This window comes from Pectobacterium sp. F1-1 (assembly GCF_025643735.1).
Classification (GTDB): domain Bacteria; phylum Pseudomonadota; class Gammaproteobacteria; order Enterobacterales; family Enterobacteriaceae; genus Pectobacterium; species Pectobacterium colocasium.
Genome location: NZ_CP104733.1, coordinates 2,016,608 through 2,038,442, shown reverse-complemented (window position 1 = coordinate 2,038,442; position 21,835 = coordinate 2,016,608). Strand labels below are relative to the sequence as shown.

Here is a 21,835-nt window from a genome sequence, read left to right as displayed (position 1 = left end):
GCCCCCTGAAACACCAGACAGTAGCTGTATCTCCAGATAAGAGATAGGCTTGAATATATGTCTAATACTAACGCCAATTTTGAGATGACCGGGATCCTGTTAGGGCAAGAAGTCCGTAAACGTAAAACTCCACAGGAGAAGATCGCCATTATCCAGCAGACGATGCAGCCGGGCATGAATGTCTCCCATGTCGCCCGTCTGCATGGTATCCAGCCCAGCCTGCTGTTTAAGTGGAAGAAGCAATATCAAGAAGGCAGCCTCACCGCCGTTGCGGCCGGAGAGGAAGTCGTTCCTGCTTCCGAGCTTACCGCTGCTCTGAAGCAGGTCCGGGAGCTTCAGCGCCTTCTGGGCAAGAAGACGATGGAAGTTGAGATCCTGAAAGAAGCTGTGGAGTACAGTCAGTCGCGAAAATGGATAGCGCACGCGCCCTTGTTGCCAAAGGACGGAGAATAGCTCAGGTCAGCCGTACCATGGGCGTGTCGCGTGCGCAGTTGTCACTGCGGATTAAGCGTTCTGCCGACTGGCAGGACAGTCGCTGTAACCGGCGTAATGACGAAGCTGACGCTGAAATACTGTCGGCCATCCTCGGTATCATCAGCGATATGCCCAGCTACGGCTATCGACGTGTGTGGGGTATCCTGCGTAAGCAACGTCGTGCAGAGGGGCAGCCGCCGGTAAATGCCAAACGGCTTTACAGGATAATGCGCAAACATAAGCTGTTGTTACTGCATGACAAACCAGAGCGGCCGCAGCGCGAGCATAAGGGTAAAATCGCGGTGGCAGAAAGCGATATGCGCTGGTGCTCAGATGGCTTCGAGTTCGGATGCGACAACGGTGAAAAACTACGGGTTACGTTCGCTCTGGACTGCTGTGACCGGGAGGCCATAGAGTGGGCGGCGAGCACGGGAGGCTACGATAGTTCGACCGTGCAGGATGTGATGCTGAGGTCAGTGGAAAAGCGCTTCGGAGACAGGTTGCCGGACATCCCGGTGCAGTGGCTGACGGATAACGGTTCAGCGTATAGCGCGCATGAAACGCGCAGGTTCGCGAGAGAACTAAATCTGGAGCCCTGCACAACAGCGGTGAGCAGCCCGCAGAGCAATGGCATGGCCGAGCGGTTCGTGAAAACGATGAAGGAAGATTATATCGCGTTTATGCCAAAACCGGATGTGAGAACAGCACTGAAAAACCTTGCAGCAGCGTTCACGCATTACAATGAGAACCACCCGCACAGTGCGCTGGGATATCACTCTCCGAGGGAATACCGGCGGCAGCGGGCATCGTTAACTTAAGATACAAAAGCTGTCCGGAGATGGCGGGTCAAGATCACCGTTTTACTTTGGCAAGGAACAGGTCAGTGATTGGCGTAACGCGGCTTTATATTCATCCGGTAAAATCAATGCGAGGGCTACAACTGTCCCACGCGATGGCATCTGTCAGCGGGTTGGCGAACGATCGTGCCTTTATGATTACCGAACTTGATGGAACCTTTATTACCGCTCGCCAGTATCCACAAATGGTGTTGTTTACACCGGCGCTGCTGCCGGACGGGCTGTTTATTGCCGCGCCGGATGGCCAAACCGCCACCATACGTTTTGCCGACTTCACCGCAGCACCGCAGCCGACAGAAGTCTGGGGAACGCACTTTACGGCACTCGTCGCGCCTGATTCCATCAATGTCTGGTTAAGCCACTATTTTCAGCGCGCCGTCCAGCTGCGCTGGGTGGGCAATGAACCGTCGCGACGGGTTAAGCATTATCCAGAAGTGCCTTTGGCATTTGCTGACGGCTATCCGTTTCTGTTAATCAATGACGCCTCATTTCAGGCGTTACGCCAGCGTTGCCCCGCCGGCATTAAAATCGAGCAATTTCGCCCCAATCTGGTGGTGACAGGCGCGGACGCCTTTGCCGAAGATAGCTGGAAGACCATTCGTATTGGCGAGGTTATTTTTGACGTCGTCAAACCCTGTAGCCGCTGTATTTTCACCACCGTCAGCATCGAACGTGGCCGTAAGCACCCATCAGGAGAACCGCTGGCAACGCTGCAATCGTTCCGCACTGCGGAAAACGGCGATGTTGATTTTGGACAAAATCTGGTCGCCAGAAATACGGGCATCATTCGCGTAGGTGACACGCTGGAAGTCTTAGCCACCAAACCGCCACGTCCTTACGGTTCAGGTCAGGTGGTCGAAAGCCTTTCGGTTCCCGAAAAAAGTGAACAAGCTGTCACCCTTCACTATCAGGGAAAAGTATTGCAAGGGAACAATCAGCAGATTTTGCTGGAGCAGTTGGAGCAACAGGGCATTCGCGTCCCCTATTCTTGCCGGGCAGGACTATGCGGGTGCTGTAAATTGACGTTAGTCAGCGGGGAGGTTTCCGCACTGAAGCAAAGCGCTATCAAAGGAAACGGCGAAATTCTTAGCTGTAGCTGTATTCCGCAGAGTGACCTTCATTTGCAATAGAAAAGCATCTGTACTGCAAGAACCTCTGTACTGTAATAACCAAAGACAAGCCAACGCACGTGCAGCGTGAAATATGACGGGTATAGCCGAGGGTTTAGACGACCTTGGCGTACTCAAATGCCGACGTGCCTTCACCCAATGTGGTTTCCCAATCAGCGCTATTCTGCACAGCGGCAGGCATTAATCTGTCGTGCATGATTTTTATGGCATCACCCAACCCCATCGTCTTCCCATTTAATGACAGTTGTTCTTGCGCCAGCAAGCAGAGACAGGCTTTATCTCCTGCTTCCGCCACCAGAAAACAGGCCGTTTCATGGGTCTCAGTGAGCTGTACCTGCACAATATCCCCCGCCTGCGGCGAATGGGTCACAGCATCCGGCTGTTGGATGAAGTGCCAGCTTTTCGGCATTAACGGTTTGAGGAATCGGGTCGCCACCAGCGCGTTCAAGACTAATTCGCCTTGAAGGTCGCGGTGCAACGCCGCTCTCTGGCATTTGTCGTTATAAGTAAAAAATAACGCGGCGTCGTCAACGCAGAAAGCACATTCATTGAAAGCATCCGGCGTTAACATTTTAGAGGGAAAACGAGAACGGAATAACATGCCGTTAGCCAGATCCAACATCAGGCGATCGTGTTCGGTATCAAAATACCAGCGCCAGTTATCGTCAGGTTTTAACTTCATATTATTTACCCTTCGTCTTCACAGTAGAAATATCAGAAATGGCTGATTGTGTTTTCTTACACTTCATTAAGTGTTCATCGACATAAACGTCGCGGTAAGAAAATCAGACATCGGTTGATAGATTATTTACGCAAACGGATAAAATATAGACTAGCTGGGGGGATAAATAAACCCCCAGCTAAAAATGAAAGGAATGTCGGATTAAATATGTGTAACGATATCTTTAATCAGACGAGGACCGTGGAAAATAAAGCCAGAATATATCTGCACCAGCGATGCACCAGCCGCCATTTTTTCACGTGCGGCGACCAAAGAATCAATTCCGCCAACGCCAATAATCGGTAAACGTCCGGCTAATTCCTGTGACAAACGGCGGATAATTTCCGTGCTGCTGGTCTGCAATGGACGACCGCTTAATCCCCCGGTCTGCCCACAGTGGTTTAATCCCTGAATCAGTTTTCTATCAAGCGTGGTATTCGTGGCAATCACCCCGTCGATGTTATGCCGAACCAGATTATCGGCAATTTGGATCAATTCTTCTTCAGAAAGATCCGGCGCGATCTTTACCGCCACGGGGACATATTTCTGATGTCTCTCTTTTAATTCCGCCTGCTTGTTCTTTATCGCCAGCAAAAGATCGTCCAGTGCTTCACCATATTGCAGGCTGCGTAATCCCGGCGTATTGGGTGACGAAATGTTGATCGCGATATAGCCTGCGTGAGGATAAACTTTATCCATGCAGATCAAATAATCGTCTTTACCTTGCTCAACTGGCGTATCTTTATTCTTGCCAATGTTGATCCCTAATACACCGCCAAAGCGCGTTTGCTTTACATTCTCAACCAGATAATCCACGCCTTTATTATTGAAACCCATCCGGTTAATCAACCCTTCCGCTTCCACTACGCGGAATAATCTCGGCTTATCATTACCAGATTGTGGGCGCGGCGTTACCGTCCCTACTTCAATAAAACCAAACCCCATTGCGCCTAATGCATCAATACATTCGCCGTCTTTATCTAATCCCGCCGCCAGACCAAGTGGGTTTTTAAAAGATAATCCCATGCAGGTAACCGGCTTAGTCGGAACAGACTGACGGACGAGAAATTCAAAAGGCGTGTTGGTAATACGGCGTAATTGTTGGAAGGTCAGCTCATGTGCACGCTCTGGATCAAGCTGAAACAGGGCTTTTTTGATAACGGGATAGAACATATTGTCTCCTGAGACCCCTATCGCAAAGGTATCTTGCCTACGCTGAAAGTAAGCAATAGTGGATTAGCGCTTGATAATAACGTTACGTCACGCTGTGGTAAGGGATAGATCGTAAAGACGCTGCAAGTACATCCCTGTAAGCTCGAGCCGCGCCATCCCTGGCGCGGACGCTTTACTCTTCTATCCCCTACCACCGTTATCATTCCGCAAAAAATAATCGTCACAATCTAAGATTATGAATTCACGGTCGGTGATGGTAGTGCCATCTCTGCGGAAAGTAAAACGTTTGCGGAAGTGAGAAATGGCATAAGAGAGAATGCCACACCCGGCAGGATACCGCGTGTGGCTGTGCTAATAGCGTGGCAGGATTAGTCTTGCAGTGCCTTGCTGATTTTCTCGAACAAATCACCGGACAGATTTTCCAACGTCTTCAGTTGCTCCAGCGCCTGACGCATTTGCGCCTGACGTTTAGCATCATAGCGTTTCAGGCGGATCAACGGTTCGATCACCCGAGCCGCGACCTGCGGATTGCGGGTGTTCAGATCGCTCAGAATCTCCGTCAGGAAGCGATAACCACTGCCGTCTTCAGCATGGAAAGCCGACGGATTAGCGGCCGCAAACGCCCCTACCAGCGAACGAAGACGGTTAGGGTTATTCAGGCTAAATGAACGGTGTTGCAGCAACTCACGCACGCGGGTCAGCACATCGGCGGCCGGGCTAGTGGCTTGCAGCACAAACCATTTATCCATAACCAAACCATCCTGATGCCAGCGGTTGTCAAACTGCGTCAGCAATTCATCACGCACTGGCAACTGTGCCTCAACCGCCGCCGACAGCGCGGCCAGCGAATCAGTCATGTTATCCGCCTGACGGAACTGCGCCTGCACCAGTTTATTCGCCTGCGCTTCATCGCTAAATGCCAGATAATGCAGGCAGACGTTGCGCAGCGCACGTTTACCCATATCCGCGTGCTCGATGCGATACTGTGGTGCCTGATTGGCGTGATACACCGCCAGCCACTCATCCGCCATCTCTTTCGCTATTGTGCGCGTCATGCTCTCACGTACAGCGGCGATCGCCGTCGGATCGATGACGTCAAACAGCTCGGCAATCTCATTTTCGCTTGGTAATGTCAGAATCTGAGAGGCCAGCATCGGATCCAGTTTTTCATCCAGCAGTACGCCACGGAAAGCATCGACGACATGCATCGGCACGGAAAGCGGCTGCTTCTGCTGATAACGGGAAACGTTCAGACGGATATAGTTAGCCAACAGGCTCTGTGCTGCATCCCACCGTGAGAACGCATTGCTCGCATGACGCATCAGGAACGTCAGCTGTTCATCGCTCCAGGCATAGTTCAGTTTTACTGGCGCAGAAAACTCACGTAATAAAGAAGGAATCGGACGGCAAGGCACCTGATCGAAAATGAACGTTTGCTCGGATTCGGTGACATTAAGCACCGACGCCAGCAGTTGGCCGTCTTTCTGTAACGGAATCACCTGCCCTTGCGGATCGTACAGTTCGATATCCAGCGGAATGTGCAGCGGCAGTTTGGCTTGTTTATCGGCACCAACGGGCGTCATTTGGCTCACGCTCAGCAGATATTGTTGCGTCTGCGGATCGTAGTCATCACGCACGGTCAGCACCGGCGTACCTGACTGGCTGTACCAACGGCGGAACTGCGTGAGATCGACACCGGAGGCGTCTTCCATTGCCTGCACAAAGTCATCACAGGTTGCCGCACTGCCGTCATGACGCTCAAAATACAGACGAATACCTGCCTGGAAACCGTCTTCACCTAATAAGGTGTGCATCATGCGGATCACTTCCGATCCCTTTTCATAGACCGTCAGCGTGTAGAAGTTATTCATCTCGATCACCTGATCGGGACGAATCGGATGCGACATCGGGCTGGCATCTTCGGCAAACTGCGCGCCGCGCATGACACGCACATTATCAATACGATTCACCGGACGCGATCCCAGATCGGAACTGAACTCCTGATCGCGGAACACCGTCAGCCCTTCTTTCAGGCTAAGCTGGAACCAGTCGCGGCAGGTCACGCGGTTACCCGTCCAGTTGTGGAAATATTCATGGCCGATCACCGCTTCAATGTTCAGATAATCTTTATCCGTCGCAGTTTCTGCCTTGGCCAGCACGTATTTAGAGTTGAATACGTTCAGCCCTTTATTTTCCATCGCCCCCATGTTGAAGAAATCAACAGCAACGATCATATAAATGTCGAGATCGTATTCCAGGCCAAAGCGCTCTTCGTCCCACTTCATCGCATTCTTCAACGAAGTCATCGCCCAGCCGGCACGATCGAGATTGCCACGGTCAACGTACAGCTCCAACGCCACATCACGGCCAGAACGTGTCGTGAAACGATCCTGAAGGACATCAAAATCGCCGGCAACCAGCGCGAACAGGTAGGCCGGTTTCGGGAATGGATCCTGCCACTCAATCCAATGGCGGCCGCCTTCCAGCTCCCCTTGCGCCATGCGGTTGCCGTTAGAGAGTAAATAAGGATAGCGTGCTTTATCCGCCGTAATGCGCGTAGTGAATTTTGCCAGCACATCCGGCCGGTCAAGATAGTAGGTAATATGACGGAAACCTTCGGCCTCACACTGCGTACACAGGGCTTCACCGGATTGATATAGCCCTTCCAGCGCGCTATTGGCGATGGGATTGATTTCCGTTTCGATGCTGAGCGTAAAACGCGCAGGGAGTTGCGTCAGGATCAGGCCATCGTCCTGCTGCTGATAATGTGTCCACGGCTGCCCATCAACGCTCAGCCCGATCAGAACCAGCCCTTCCCCATCCAGCTTCAACGGCGCGCCAGCCTCCCCTTGCAACACCACCTGACTCACGGCTTTTACGCGCGTTTTCTCGGCATGGAGATCGAAATCCAGTGCAATATCGGTAATGGTATAATCCGGCGCACGGTAGTCATGGCGATATTTTATTTGCGGCTGTTGATTCATATAAAGTTTCCACCTCGTCATAAGCATCAAAGATCAAGTCTAAGCCTGTTATCTTAATGTTACCACGACAAAATAATGAGGATAATCATCGTACCGTGGTTCGCGCCCGCACGTCTCGCTATGTTGTCGTAATGTAATAAACGGATAATCAAGGTATACTGGCCGGACATTGCTGATTGTCCCGATGGTGGATATGCATCTTACGAGGATGCTGTAACGCATTATGACTTTGCACACTTCCCCGATTCTACACGCATTGCTGGATACCGACGCCTACAAGCTGCACATGCAACAGGCGGTGTATCATCACTATTATGATGTTGACGTTGCAGCTGAATTTCGCTGCCGCGGTGATGAGTTATTAGGCGTTTACGCCGACGAAATAGCCCATCAGGTCGATCTGATGCGCTTCTTGTCATTAAGTGATGACGAGTTTACCTATCTTTCTTCTCTGCCGTTCTTTAAGCCGGATTACCTGCACTGGCTGCGAGGCTTTCGCTTTAATCCGCGGCAGGTTTCGATCAAGAATAACGCTGGCAAGCTGGATATCCGCATCACCGGACCGTGGCGTGAAGTGATTTTGTGGGAAGTTCCCCTGTTGGCGGTCATCAGTGAAGTCGTGCATCGGCATCGCTCGCCCGACGTCACAACCGAGCAGGCTCTCGCCCGACTCTCCGCCTCGCTGGAGAGCTTCCGCCAAAACAGCGCGGATGTGGATCTCAGTCGCTTCAAGCTGATGGATTTCGGCACGCGTCGGCGTTTCTCTCGTGATGTCCAGCAGACGATTGTGACGGCACTGCAAGCTGATTTCCCTTACCTCATCGGCACCAGTAATTACGATCTGGCACGCCGTTTGGGTATCACACCGGTCGGCACACAGGCGCACGAGTGGTTTCAGGCTCATCAGCAAATCAGCCCAACACTGGCCAACAGCCAGCGCGCCGCACTGCAAATGTGGCTGCATGAATATCCCTCGCATTTAGGCATCGCATTAACCGACTGCATCACCATGGACGCCTTCCTGCGTGATTTCGATTTGCCGTTCGCTGAAGCCTATCAGGGGCTGCGTCACGATTCCGGCGATCCGGTCGATTGGGGAGAGAAAGCCATTGCACATTATCAGCGCCTGAATATCGACCCAATGAGCAAAACGCTGGTCTTCTCCGACAATCTGAATCTGGATAAAGCGCTGACGCTGTACCGTCATTTCGGGCAACGCGTGAATCTGGTGTTTGGTATCGGCACGCGCCTGACATGCGATATCCCCGGCGTGAAACCGCTGAATATCGTCATCAAACTGGTGGAATGCAACGGCAAACCGGTGGCAAAGCTCTCCGATAGCCCGGGTAAAACCATCTGCCAGGATCAGAACTTCGTGTGTGAGTTACGCAAAGCGTTTGACCTGCCTCGTGTGAAAAAGGCCAGTTAAGCTTTCCCATATACCCTAAATAATTCGAGTTTCAGGACAAAACGAGTTCGTTTTGAATAACGCGAAGCGTTAGCCCTTTAGGGCGATGCTCATTTATGAGCATCGTAACGCGGCAAGAGAGGGAATCCCGACGAGCTTACTTAAGTAAGTGATTCGGGTGACTGACAAATCTGCCAGAGGCAGATTTGAACGCTGCTTGCAGCGGCCCCAACGGGGCGAGGTACACGTTAGTGTGCCGAGTAGCGTAGCCAACGCACATGCAACTTGAAGTATGACGGGTATTTGACCAACTTTGCAGCAGATTCACTGTGATACGCGAAAACTTCGCGCCATTCCGGTGATTTCTGCTTGTGTCCTGTTGCATCGCAAGTAACATAGCAAATGGCTCGGATTGGGCCATTTGGCGTTTTAACCACGATATATTTCTTAAACACGATTAATTAAAGAGAGAATTTTATGAGCGTAGTGCCTGTAGTCGATGTACTGCAAGGCCGTGTCGCCGTTGACAGCGAAGTCACCGTGCGCGGCTGGGTACGTACCCGGAGAGATTCTAAAGCCGGTATCTCCTTTATCGCCGTTTATGACGGCTCCTGCTTTAATCCGTTACAGGCTGTCGTTAATAATAATCTCTCCAATTATCAGGATGACGTACTGCGCCTGACCACCGGTTGCTCCGTAGAAATCACCGGTAACGTCGTCGCCTCTCCGGGTGAAGGACAGAGCTTCGAGCTGCAAGCCACCCACGTCAACGTCGTCGGCTGGGTTGACGATCCCGATACTTACCCGATGGCGGCAAAGCGTCACAGTATCGAATACCTGCGTGAAGTGGCGCATTTGCGTCCACGCACCAACCTGATCGGTGCCGTTGCGCGCGTTCGCCATACGCTGGCACAGGCCATTCACCGTTTCTTCCATGAGAACGGCTACTTCTGGGTATCTACCCCGCTGATTACCGCATCCGATACCGAAGGTGCGGGTGAAATGTTCCGCGTTTCTACCCTCGATCTGGAAAATCTGCCGCGTACTGAACAAGGCAAAGTGGATTTCAGCGAAGATTTCTTCGGCAAAGAAGCGTTCCTGACCGTATCTGGCCAGTTGAATGGCGAAACTTACGCCTGTGCGCTGTCCAATGTGTACACCTTTGGCCCAACGTTCCGCGCGGAAAACTCAAACACCAGCCGCCATCTGGCTGAGTTTTGGATGATCGAACCGGAAGTTGCTTTCGCCACGCTGGATGATGTAGCCGGTCTGGCTGAAAACCTGCTGAAATATGTTTTCCAGGCCGTACTGAACGAGCGTGCCGATGATATGGCGTTCTTTGCCGAGCGCGTCGATAAAGAAGCTATCACCCGTCTGGAAAAATTCGTCAGCTCCGATTTCGCTCAGGTGGATTACACCGATGCCGTCGAAATCCTGCTGAACTGCGGAAAACAGTTCGAGAACCCGGTTTACTGGGGTGTTGACCTCTCCTCCGAACATGAGCGTTATCTGGCGGAGCAGCACTTCAAAGCACCGGTTGTGGTTAAAAACTACCCGAAAGACATCAAAGCTTTCTATATGCGTATGAATGACGACGGTAAAACCGTTGCCGCGATGGATGTTCTGGCACCGGGCATCGGTGAAATCATCGGCGGCTCTCAGCGTGAAGAGCGTCTGGCGCAGTTGGATAGCCGTCTGGAAGAGATGGGTCTGAATAAAGAAGACTACTGGTGGTATCGCGATTTACGTCGTTACGGCACCATTCCCCATTCCGGTTTCGGTTTAGGTTTTGAACGACTGATTGCCTATGTTACCGGTGTACAAAATGTGCGCGATGTGATTCCTTTCCCGCGCACACCGAGGAACGCCAGTTTCTAAATAAAAATTTAATATAAGTAAAACAAATATGTAGAAAAGAAGAGTCGGGTTTTCCGGCTCTTTTTTTTTAATTTTTGTTATGTCTCACAAAGTTCCCTGAAATTTACATTTAGACACACATTATTTCCATTTATTACGTGATTACGAAGTTTGTAGCATCTTTAGGGTGGATTAACGGACGTGTGAATGGAAAACTGCGTTCAGACACAGGAAGACACCAAACTTTCAGGAATAGTTCCGTAAAGAATTATTTATGGCAGTGGCAGGTGTCTAAATAACACCAATGAGGGTAATAATGATGAAACGCAACATTCTTGCAGTAGTAATCCCAGCTCTGTTAGTCGCGGGCACCGCCAACGCAGCAGAAGTTTATAACAAAGACGGCAACAAGCTGGATCTGACTGGTAAAGTTACTGCTAAACACCTGTTTTCTGATGACAAGAATAACAATGGTGATGACACCTATGCTCGTCTGGGCTTCAAGGGTGAAACTCAAATCGCGAGTGGCTTGACTGGCTTTGGTCGTTATGAAGCGCAATTTGCGGGCAACAAAGAAGAAGGGCAAAGCACCAGAACGCGTTATGCGTTTGCCGGCCTGAAATTCGCTGATTACGGTTCTTTCGATTATGGCCGTAATCTGGGCATTGCATACGATGGTATCGCTTATACTGACGTTCTTCCTGAATGGGGTGGCGATCAGTCTAACTCCGATAACTTCCTGACTGGCCGTTCTACTGGTGTTGCTACTTACCGTAACGCTAATTTCTTCGGTCTGGTTGATGGTTGGAATTTTGCTGTTCAATACCAAGGTAAAAACGATTCTGATACCTTGAACGAAGGTAACACTCGTAAACTGTCTCGTCAGAATGGCGACGGCTGGGGTATTTCTTCCTCTTACACATCAGATATCGGTTTAGGTGTTGTTGGTTCTTACGCTGCAATTAACCGTACTGCTGATCAAAATGCTACCATTACAGGTAAAGGTAAAAAAGCAGAAGCTTGGGCTACTGGCCTGAAATATGATGCAAACAGCATCTATTTAGCAGCAACATATGGCGAGTACCGCAATGTCAGTTTCATTGAAGATATCCCGGTTACCGGCGGTACAATCGACACATTCGCTGACAAAACTGAAATTTTTGAAGCCGTCGCTCAATACAATTTTGATTTTGGTCTGACACCTTCTCTGGGCTACGTTCAAGCTAAGGCAAAATCATCTAACGGCGCAGCTAGTGTGAATGACTATATCAATAAATATGTTAGCTTGGGTGCAACCTATGCATTCAACAAAAACATGTCTGTTTACACTGAATACGACATCAACCTGATCAAGTCTGACAATGTTTACGGCATCAACGACGACGATAAAGTTGCTCTTGGCCTGACTTACCAGTTCTAAGTTGGCATCGCATAACGTAACGAGTTAATCGTTCGTCTTGCATGAAAAGACAGAGCTTCGGTTCTGTCTTTTTTATTGAGTGCCAGATAACCCTCCTTCGGTGTCCTCACTAGCAATGTTGAAAAACGCTTACCGCGTTTTTTTGGTTCCAGCTTTACGCCACGCTGCGCCAATTATTCTCGTCTAGCCAGTCTTTTATTTCGTCTCTTTCCTCCTCCCTGTTATTTCCCTTTCTTTTTGACATCAACGGTTGGCAAAGCCTTTTACTGACGGTACTCTGAGAATTCTTATTTCATCTCAGTTATGGAACATTCTGGCAATGTTTGAAAATATCTCTGCCGCACCGGCCGATCCTATTCTCGGGCTGACCGATCTTTTCCGCGCCGATGACCGCGCGAATAAAATCAATCTGGGTATTGGTGTCTATAAAGATGAAACCGGCAAAACGCCGGTTCTGACCAGCGTCAAAAAAGCAGAACAGTATCTGCTGGAAAATGAAACCACCAAAAATTATCTGGGCATTGACGGTCTGCCAGCATTCGGTCAGCGCACGCAGGAGCTATTGTTTGGCAAGCAGAACGCCATCATTGCAGACAAACGTGCCCGTACAGCGCAAACCCCAGGCGGAACCGGCGCGTTGCGCGTAGCAGCCGATTTCATTGCCAATCAGACGTCTGCAAAACGCATTTGGATCAGCAACCCAACCTGGCCAAACCACAACAACGTCTTCTCTGCCGTCGGTTTGGAAGTGTGCCAGTATGACTACTACGATGCAGCGAACCACGCGCTGGATTTTGATGGCTTGCTAAACAGCCTGAACGCTGCCCAAGCGGGTGACGTGGTGCTGTTCCACGGCTGTTGCCATAACCCAACCGGTATCGACCCTACCGCTGAGCAATGGGCTACGCTGGCTGAACTGTCAGTAGCGAAAGGCTGGTTGCCGCTGTTTGACTTCGCCTATCAGGGCTTTGCCCGCGGTCTGGAAGAAGATGCTGAAGGCCTGCGACTCTTCGCCGCGCAGCACGATGAGCTGATCGTATGCAGTTCGTACTCTAAAAACTTCGGTTTGTACAATGAGCGCGTCGGTGCCTGTACGCTGGTTGCTGCCGATGCCGCAACGGCAGATAAAGCATTCAGCCAGGTGAAAGCCGCTATTCGCGCAAACTACTCTAACCCTCCGTCACACGGTGCGACCGTTGTAGCGACCATTCTGGGCAACGACGCCCTGAAGACCATTTGGGAGCAGGAATTGACGGCGATGCGTGAGCGCATCCAACGCATGCGTCAGCTGTTCGTGAACACCTTGCAGGAAAAAGGCGCGCAGCAGGATTTCTCCTTCATCATCGACCAGAATGGAATGTTCTCATTCAGCGGTTTGACTAAAGAGCAGGTTCTGCGTCTGCGTGACGAATTCGGCGTTTATGCGGTGAACTCTGGCCGTATCAACGTTGCGGGAATGACGCCGGAAAACATGGCACCGCTCTGCGAAGCGATTGTTGCCGTACTCTGATGCATTTAGCGATCAAAAAAGCCGACACAGTGTGTCGGCTTTTTCATTTCTACCCTCTTACTGATAGAGGGAGCTGAAACTACCAAATCGCGGCATCTTCCCGCAGAAAAGGATTGGTTTTGCGCTCATGTCCTAACGTTGACATCGGGCCGTGCCCTGGAATAAACGTCACATCGTCACCCAGCGGTAGCAGTTTATTTTTGATAGACGCAATCAGCGCCTGATGATTCCCCTGTGGGAAATCGGTACGACCCACGCCGCCATTGAAAATAACATCGCCCACCTGTGCCAGACGCGATTCCGCATCAAAGAAAACAATATGGCCGGGGGTATGACCAGGGCAATGAAAAACTGCCAGCGTTGTCTCTCCCACCGTCACTTCATCCCCTTCCTGTAACCAACGTGATGGCGTCAGCGGTGCACACTCTTCCAGACCAAACATCCGGCTTTGTGCAGGTAACCCTTCCAGCCAGAAGGCATCTTCAATCTGCGGGCCAATAATCGCGACCTGATAGTGTTCAGCCAATTCGGCAGCCGCGCCCACATGATCCAAATGACCGTGCGTTAACAGAATCTGTTTAACCGAAATCCCTGCATCCGCAACGGCACGTTTAATTTTCTCTGCATCACCACCGGGATCGACAATCGCCGCTTCATTCGTTTTTTCACACCATAACAACGTGCAGTTCTGGCTAAATGCCGTCACTGGGACAATTTGATATTTCATATCACTCCATGTTGAATAAACTGAGCGGCTCGCGATGTCTTCGCGAGCCGAATCAAAAAAGTGTAGCGCTGCATAGCGAATTACCAGGTACGGACGGGGCCGGTATCGATGTGAACGAAATCGCTACGTGGGTAGTAGCCCACCCCACCTGCACGCATCTTCATCGCTGCTTTACGAATGTTAGCCAGTTGAACGCCTTCAATATGGAAATCCATCGCCTGCCCTTTCGTGTGGTAACTCTGCTTTGCCACACCCTTGCTATGCGCACGTAATTCATTATTCGTATCTATCGCGCGATAACCGGAAATCAGCTGTACGGGCTTATTGGTGCCCAGCATAACCTGTAAACGATAAAGCTGATCGAAAAGCTGGGGGTCAATCGTTTTGACTTTATTGGCGCGATAATCGCGGAAAAAGTGATTCAGGCGGGAGAGTTCTGATTTGTTATACCGTTTACCATCAAAAAATTCCGTTTTTAGCCGTTCTCCGGTATTCAGATTGTCCAGCGTCAAAATTCGTGGTCGGGGCGTAGATAACGTTGCAAATGCCTGACCGGGAAGCAGTGCGATGCCCAACGCGGCACCACCCAGTGCAAGCCACTTACGGCGATGATTGTCAATGTGATCCATAGAACAAGTACCCTGGCTAAAAAACGGTAATAAGTATAAAAGGGGGCGCAAAACGCACCGCCTTGAACCTTAACTGCCAGAGAAAAGTGAGTCAACCCGCTTTGCTTACGGGTTTGCGGGAGATCGCATCGATCCCCCGCAAAACGATAAAATATCAATACCACTAATGTCCGTATTTTCAATACTTACTGAAGCAACAGCCCGGCTCTGGAGAGCACTTTCGTCCCGGCTCGGGCAGTATCATCATAATTGTAAATATCTGTGCGGAACTGCGGCCTGCCATCTTCCGCTACCCACGCCGTCAGATAATAGAGATTGACTGGAATCCGGTGTTTCATTGAAACAAAGGTGGTATTCCCCTGATCCAAGGTGGAAGAAATACGACTATTATTCCATCCCGCATCCTGCAATAGCATGCTAGCCAATTCCGATGCCTTATTGACCCGAACGCAGCCGGAGCTCAGCGCCCGAATATCACGTTGGAACAGATTGTGATTAGGCGTGTCGTGCAGATAAATGGCTTCCGAATTTGGCATATTGAATTTATAACGTCCCAGAGAGTTATTCGCCCCAGGTGCCTGACGCAGGCGATAAGGGAAGCGCTCTGGTGACACAACTTGCCAATCGATCATTGAGGGATCAATCACTTCTGCATCCTGACTCCAGCCGGACAACACCGTATAACCATGCCGCTGTAGGTAACCGGGGTCGCGCACCACTTTAGGAATGATATCCTGTCGAATCAGCGTCGTCGGGACATTCCACGGCGGATTGACCACCACGTTATACAGCGAGCTGCTCATCAACGGCGTCTTACGCTTAGGTTGCCCAACAATGACACGCGACGATAAACGCTCAGCACCATCCTGATAATAGATCAGCGAATAATTGGGGATATTCACCATAATCCCGGTGTGCACATTATCCGGCAGCAGGCGCAGACGCTGAATATTCAGCGCCAGCAGCGTCGCACGCATTTGCGGGGACACATTGAGCCAATCACGCGTACGCTTACCAATGACGCCGTCGTCCTCCAGCCCTTGCCAATGCTGGAAACGTTTCACCGCCTCAACCAGTTCTCCCGAGTAGAGATCGCCATCCGCCGCATCGCTATAGGCCAGCGGAGCCTGCACGTTCGCTACCGTTGTCGCGGCGGCATTTTCGTTAAACAGCGTAATACTCTCCGTTGACGACAGCATACCGGTACGTTGCAGAATTTCACGCAGTACCGCCAGCTCCCGGCTCTGTTGTTCCGGACGCAGAGACTCCGTCATATTCAGGCTCGGCCACGGACGATTATCCGTCAGCATCGTTTTCAGCGCCTCATGCATTTTGGCGTACTGCGAGTGCTGCGGTGCCAGCGAAACCACATAGGCGGCGCTGGTACCGGATTTAACGGCCTGTTGCCACTGAGACACAATATTGATTGCTGGCGATTGCAAACGATAAGGCACACTGCTGTACAACCAGTCATTGCCGTTGCGTTCGACGCCAGAGACGAACTGCAAATAGCCCAGCATCGCATCGGATAAAACAGCATCACGCGCAAACCCGGTCAATTGCGGATCGGTCAGCCAGGTCACCCACGTGGTGAACTGCGGTTGTACGCCCGCGATCGCTACTTCAGCAAGCTGCTGTTGAAACTGTTGTACCGCGCGGTTATCCGCCCACATCGGTTGCATCTGATGTTGGGCATAAAGCGATGATAAATCAGAGAGATAATGTAACGTCATACCGTGCGGCAGCGCTGACAGAAGCCCTGCACGACTATTTTCGACGGACACCACGCCTGAGCTTTGTGCTAAGCCAGATACCACCGTCGGAGATGCTGCCAGCACCGAAAACGAAGGAGACAGGCTTCCGACCCAAATACAACCCACGCGCAACAGCAGCCTGACCATTTTTCGTTTATGTAACAACAACATCCATTTATCCCCTGTACTTATTAATCACTATACCCGTCATACTTTAAGCTGCTTGTGCGTTGGCCGCCCTTACTCACCCCAGTCACTTACCTGTGTAAGCTCCTGGGGATTCGCTCGGTTGCCGCCTTCACCCAACTCGAATTATTTAGGGTATATGCTTTTACGACAATCCACATTGAACATGGAAATAACAAACCGAATTCGCTCGCACTGGCGTAAGCTCATTTTTTCGTTTCCTATTGTAGAAAACGATAAAGAATGAAAGATGATCGTTTTTTATATAGCGCCCGCTATTCATGGTCGCAACGGTACAATATACAACCGCAAATCCTTCTACAGCCTGCACTCGTTTTATCGTCAGTATATAAAGAGAAAAATATTTTTGCTTCTTCTTCTGGTTATTATCTTACGAGTTTGATGCACCTATTCGCTGGCAGCATTTTCTTTACGTAGGTTTTTATGAAAAAAATAAAGCCGCTTAAAAAAGCGGCTTTATCATTATAGAGGAAAAGTGCTGCCACGTTGGCAACGATAAACGTTATTGCGCTTCACTACGAGGCTTGCTCTTGCGTCTCAGGCGCGTCTGCGCCAAAACCACGCAGCCCGACCACATGGACGTGCTCGTTATTTTGGTAGACTTTACGCACCAACTTATACGTCGTCCCTTTTTCGGGGCTGATATTTTCCGGTGCTGCGATAACCAACTGCATCTCCAGACGATCGCAAAGCTCGAATAGCGTGGCAATCGATTTGGCATCCAGACGTGCCGCCTCATCGAGGAAGAGCAGACGGCATGGAATAATATCTTTACCACGCAGGCGCTTAGACTCTTCTTCCCAGCTCTGCACGACCATGACCAGAATTGACATCCCGGTACCAATCGCTTCCCCGGTAGACAGCGCCCCACTTTCCGCTCGCAGCCAACCATCCGCGCCACGGTTTACCTCAACTTCCATTTCAAGGTAGTTTCGGTAGTCCAGCAGCTCTTCACCGATCGTTTGCGGCGTGCGCTGTCCCATATCAATTTCAGGATTCAGGCGCTGATACAGTTTTGCCAACGCTTCCGAGAAGGTCAGGCGATTGCTGTTAAACAGATCCTGATGCATTTCCTGCTGTTCGGACAACACATTAAGCAGCGTAGTATGCGTTTCCCGCACGTTGACGTTGAGACGAACACTCTTCACCTGACCAAACGCCACCGCTTGCAGCCCCTGATTCAGCATCCGAATGCGGTTCTGCTCACGCTGGATCGTTTTACGGATGATGTTTGCCACGCTGCGTGAGCTGATTGCCAGCATCTGCTCACGCGCCGTCAGCTCTTCAGTCAGACGATTAAGTTCAATCTCCATCTGCTCAATCGCTTCTACCGGATCATCAGTGCGGATAATATCCTGACGGATACGCTCGCGCAGATGCTGGTAAACGGCAATGTAGAACTGGATTTTGCGCTCTGGTCGCTTCGGATCTTCCGAAAGCCGCAGCACATCACGCAGATGTTCGTTATCCGCCACCGCCAGACGCAGCGCACCCAGCGCCTTATCCGACATGGAACGTAATTCATCGCCTTCCATATACGCCAACTCGCGGCGGTGTAGGCGGCGTTCGACGCCGTTATCTTTCACCAAACGCATGACCGCACACCAACCGGCTTTCGCGGTGACAACCTGCTCGCGCATCTGGTGATAATCACGCTCCAGCTTGCGCAGTTTCTTCTGCAAGCTGTCCATTTCGGCTTCACAGAACGTAATCTGTTTTTCCAACTGGTTACGCCGCGAACGGTTAGTGCTTAATGCCGCATGCAGTTCATCACGGCGCTGGCGGGCACGTTCTTCGGCGTCGGCATCCGCACGTACGCCGATATCCTGAAGCTCTTGCGTCAGCTCCTTCAGCATATCCTGCTTGGCATCGTAAGAACTTTTCAGCGACGCCTGAACCTGGCTGTACTGCGTCAGCTGTGCCTGATGCTGGCGGAGCTGTTCGCGCGCTTTTGTCCGTTCCGCCTCAGCCAGTTCCAGACGATGGCGCAGTTTGTCATTCAGGCCGGCATTTTCACCCAGCATGCCAGCCGAATCGGCATAGCTGAAATGCGCACGACGCTGTACCACTTCAGTCAGCGCAAATGCCTGCTGTTTTGCCTGCCGCTGTGCGTTCTGTGCCAGAGTATAATCTTCCTGCAACTGCTCATGCTGCTGCGGGTCGCTTTGTAAGACAGAAACCAGCGGTTCCAGCTTAGCCAGCGTCGCCCCATGCTGTTGAATGAACCGGGCAGATTCTTCGGTTTCATCCAGCTCGGCACGAATCTCTTCCACGCGATCCTGCAACGTCTCGTCGCAAAGCAAGCTAATACGCGGAATCAGTTTATTCAGCTGTGCGCTGGCCTCTTTCGCTTGATCATACTGCTGGCGCTGCTGCTGGTTCTCGCCGTCAAAGTTGGCAATGGCGCGATCCAGCTCGCCGCGGCGGGAACTGAGCGTACGAATTTCCGCTTCGGGATCTTCATCAAAAACGACAGCCAGATGCGTACCGATGAAACGGCTGAAGGACTGGTGCAAGCGCTGCGTTTTCTGCACGTCAAACGACAGCGTCGCATACTGTTCGGCCAGTGCTTCTCGCTCATCACGCAGGCTTTCCAGGCGCATTTCTCGCGCGGCGCGGCCAAACAGCGGCACTTCCGGGAAGCGCGAGTAACGCCATTGGCGCTCCGCGACTTTTACCACCACGGCACGTTCCAATTCTTCAACGGCAAACACGCTGTCATCAAACGACTGCGGGTCGCCTTCGATCAGATACAGATCTTCCGGGCAGTCTTCCAGGCCAGCAAGCTGTTCACGTACTAGCGAGAGATCGGCGACCACAATGGCATGGCGAGAGGGGCCATAAAGCGCCGAGAAGTACGGCGCATCATCCAACGTGACATCATCATAAATTTCAGACAGCAGCACCCCACCAAAGCGTTCCGCCAGCGCATTCAGGCGCGGATCTTCGGAACCACCGGGCTGGCTCAGCCGCTCAATCTGCGCTTCAATTTGCCGTTTGCGGGTAGCGATGTCATCACGCTCAACCGTAGTTTCACGTTCACGCTCCAGCAACTGCTGCATGAATTCCGTCACCTGACGGCTATCTTCAAACGTTTCGCCGCTTTGCTCGCTCAGTTGCGTCAGCATTTCCTGTGCCGCCAGCCAGACTGGCGCACGTACCGTCAATTTCTGAATGCGCTGCTGGATTTGCTCCAGTTCCTGACGCAGCGCCATGCGGCGCTCACCCGCTTCCGCCACCAGTGATGACAGGGTTTCAATGCGGGCATCAAGCTCTTGCTGGAGTGATTCCAGCTCTTCCGGTTGATAATCCTGACCGTTACGTTTGCTGAAATCCTGCAATAGCCGCTCAGCATCCTGTTGTTCACGCAGGCGTTGCTCCAGCTCAGACAGTCGCATCCGCAGCGGCTGTACCCGCTCCGCCTGATAACGTTGCGAAGAACTGTCGCGCAGCAAATCGCGCGCGACCTGCCACGCCTCGTTGCGATTAACGGCACCGGCAATCTTGCTAACCAGCTGATAGGCTTGCTCAAACTGGCCGTGCGCCGCATCCGCCACACTCAGTTTCTGCTCCAGCATCAGCAGAATTTCTGTCGCTTCCTGCTCTTTCGCCTGATAGCTATCCAGCCATTCGTCCGCGTTATCCGCCGTTAAATCCGGCAACTGGCACAGCGTGCGGGCGCGTTCCAACGCCTGCTGTGCCTGCTGGTACTGAATAGCACGGGTTTGCTGTACGTCCAGCGCCTGCTGATAATCGGCAAGCTGGCTTTTCAGCTCATCCACTTCCAGCTCGGCAGCATCGGCACGCTCTTCGTTCTCCGCCTGCTGCTCTCGCGCCTCTTCCACCACCTCGTTCTGCTCTTCAAGGCGGTAGCTCAATTCTTCCAGATCGGCGTTATAACGCTCGATTTTTTCCTGTTGGCGCATCGCGGTTTGCACCAGATTCAGGTGGTCGCTGGCCGCCTGATAATCCGTTTCCAGATCGCCTTCCGCACCGCTCTGTTCCGCCAGTTCCCGCGCCATTTCCACATGACGATACTGTTCGCTCGACAGTTGCTTACGGCTGGAGAACAGATCGCGGCGCAATTCCAGCGCGCCATCCAGATGAATACGACGCTCATTGGCGTGCCGCATGTAGTCAGCGGCAACATAGGACGTCGCTTCAGAGATCAGGTGTTTAAACAGATCGCGATCGGACTGGGTGACGCGAATCGCTTCCAGCGTCATGCGGTTTTCACGCAGCGCGGCTTCCATATCCTGAAACGCTTTACGCACGCCGCTGTTTTCCGGCAGCAGGTAGTCACGCAGCGAGCGAGTAATCGCGCTGGAGATCCCACCGTACAACGAGGCTTCGATCAGGCGATAGAACTTGCTGCGATCGGAAGCAGAACGCAGGCGACGCGGCACCACGCCTAAATCGAACATCAGCGAGTGATAGTCGGTAATGGAGTTAAACTGTTTGAACTGAACGCCTTCCATCTCCTCGACGCGATCTTTCAGCTCTTGCAATGACAGCACGCGCGCCTGACGATCGCCGACTACCTGCGTCAGAATTTGTGTCGGCTGTATCGCCGTCGGTAATCCCTGAATGGTGAAAGGTTTGATATCGACTTTGCGGTCACGCCCCGCAACCTGCTGGAGGCGAACCCCAACCAGTACGCGTTGATGGCGCGAGTTAACGACATCCAGCGTCGAGTAGCAGACGCCCGCACGCAATTTACCGTGCAGACCTTTATCGCGTGAGCCGCTGGTGGCACCGGCTTCGGTGGTGTTTCTGAAGTGCAGCAGCGTCAGGTCAGGGATCAGCGCCGTAATAAAGGCGGCCATCGTGGTGGATTTCCCGGCACCGTTACCACCGGATAGCGTGGTAACCAGTTCATCCAGATCGAAGGTGCGGGCGAAAAAGCCGTTCCAGTTGACCAGCGTTAGTGAGCGAAATTTACCGCGTTCAATCATTCCTGTTCATCCTCAACACAGAACCTACC

General features: G+C 51.7%; 13 protein-coding genes. 6 read left to right on the top strand and 7 right to left on the bottom strand.

Annotated features, from left to right (window positions below; genetic code table 11):
* Positions 1–84 precede the first annotated feature (84 nt).
* Both NAL19_RS08935 and NAL19_RS08930 read left to right on the top strand, forming a co-directional pair.
* A protein-coding gene (locus NAL19_RS08935) for an IS3 family transposase (RefSeq protein WP_263059643.1) occupies positions 85–1,292 on the top strand; the annotation gives its coding sequence in 2 pieces (ribosomal slippage) (positions 85–406 and positions 406–1,292; 1,209 coding nt in all).
* Between the two features lie 65 nt (positions 1,293–1,357).
* The gene (locus NAL19_RS08930) at positions 1,358–2,461 is read left to right on the top strand and encodes a YcbX family protein (RefSeq protein WP_263059461.1); all 1,104 of its coding nucleotides are present in this window, start codon (positions 1,358–1,360) and stop codon (positions 2,459–2,461) included.
* A 94-nt stretch (positions 2,462–2,555) separates the two neighbouring features.
* Here NAL19_RS08930 and NAL19_RS08925 read toward each other — a convergent pair whose 3' ends face one another.
* The 3 genes from NAL19_RS08925 to pepN all read right to left on the bottom strand — a co-directional run bounded on the left by NAL19_RS08925 (position 2,556) and on the right by pepN (position 7,339).
* Positions 2,556–3,143 (bottom strand): cell division protein ZapC, encoded by a 588-nt coding sequence (locus NAL19_RS08925; RefSeq protein WP_263059460.1) that lies wholly within the window; start codon positions 3,141–3,143, stop codon positions 2,556–2,558.
* Between the two features lie 201 nt (positions 3,144–3,344).
* Entirely contained in the window at positions 3,345–4,355 is a 1,011-nt protein-coding gene (pyrD, locus tag NAL19_RS08920; protein ID WP_263059459.1) for a quinone-dependent dihydroorotate dehydrogenase, read from the bottom strand.
* Between the two features lie 368 nt (positions 4,356–4,723).
* Positions 4,724–7,339, bottom strand: a complete 2,616-nt coding sequence (pepN, locus tag NAL19_RS08915; RefSeq protein ID WP_225087874.1) for an aminopeptidase N — start codon at positions 7,337–7,339, stop codon at positions 4,724–4,726.
* A gap of 223 nt (positions 7,340–7,562) precedes the next feature.
* Between pepN and pncB the strand changes: the two genes are divergently transcribed.
* From pncB to NAL19_RS08895, 4 genes are all read left to right on the top strand, one after another.
* Positions 7,563–8,768, top strand: a complete 1,206-nt coding sequence (gene pncB / locus NAL19_RS08910; RefSeq protein ID WP_225087873.1) for a nicotinate phosphoribosyltransferase — start codon at positions 7,563–7,565, stop codon at positions 8,766–8,768.
* 456 nt (positions 8,769–9,224) lie between these two features.
* A complete protein-coding gene (gene asnS, locus NAL19_RS08905; protein ID WP_102116306.1) occupies positions 9,225–10,625 on the top strand; it encodes an asparagine--tRNA ligase in 1,401 nt (466 codons plus the stop codon).
* Between the two features lie 295 nt (positions 10,626–10,920).
* Positions 10,921–12,024 (top strand): porin, encoded by a 1,104-nt coding sequence (locus NAL19_RS08900; RefSeq protein WP_284144956.1) that lies wholly within the window; start codon positions 10,921–10,923, stop codon positions 12,022–12,024.
* Positions 12,025–12,343: 319 nt separating this feature from the next.
* Positions 12,344–13,534: an amino acid aminotransferase gene (locus NAL19_RS08895; protein WP_225087872.1), complete on the top strand. Its 1,191-nt coding sequence runs from the start codon at positions 12,344–12,346 to the stop codon at positions 13,532–13,534.
* Positions 13,535–13,613: 79 nt separating this feature from the next.
* Here the strand turns inward: NAL19_RS08895 and NAL19_RS08890 are convergent, their stop codons facing one another.
* From NAL19_RS08890 to mukB, 4 genes are all read right to left on the bottom strand, one after another.
* Positions 13,614–14,261 (bottom strand): MBL fold metallo-hydrolase, encoded by a 648-nt coding sequence (locus NAL19_RS08890; protein WP_263059458.1) that lies wholly within the window; start codon positions 14,259–14,261, stop codon positions 13,614–13,616.
* Positions 14,262–14,341: 80 nt separating this feature from the next.
* Positions 14,342–14,890 (bottom strand): YcbK family protein, encoded by a 549-nt coding sequence (locus NAL19_RS08885; RefSeq protein WP_263059457.1) that lies wholly within the window; start codon positions 14,888–14,890, stop codon positions 14,342–14,344.
* A 185-nt stretch (positions 14,891–15,075) separates the two neighbouring features.
* Positions 15,076–16,815: a L,D-transpeptidase gene (gene ldtD, locus NAL19_RS08880; RefSeq protein ID WP_263059456.1), complete on the bottom strand. Its 1,740-nt coding sequence runs from the start codon at positions 16,813–16,815 to the stop codon at positions 15,076–15,078.
* Positions 16,816–17,366: 551 nt separating this feature from the next.
* A complete protein-coding gene (mukB, locus tag NAL19_RS08875; protein WP_263059455.1) occupies positions 17,367–21,806 on the bottom strand; it encodes a chromosome partition protein MukB in 4,440 nt (1,479 codons plus the stop codon).
* Positions 21,807–21,835: the final 29 nt, after the last annotated feature.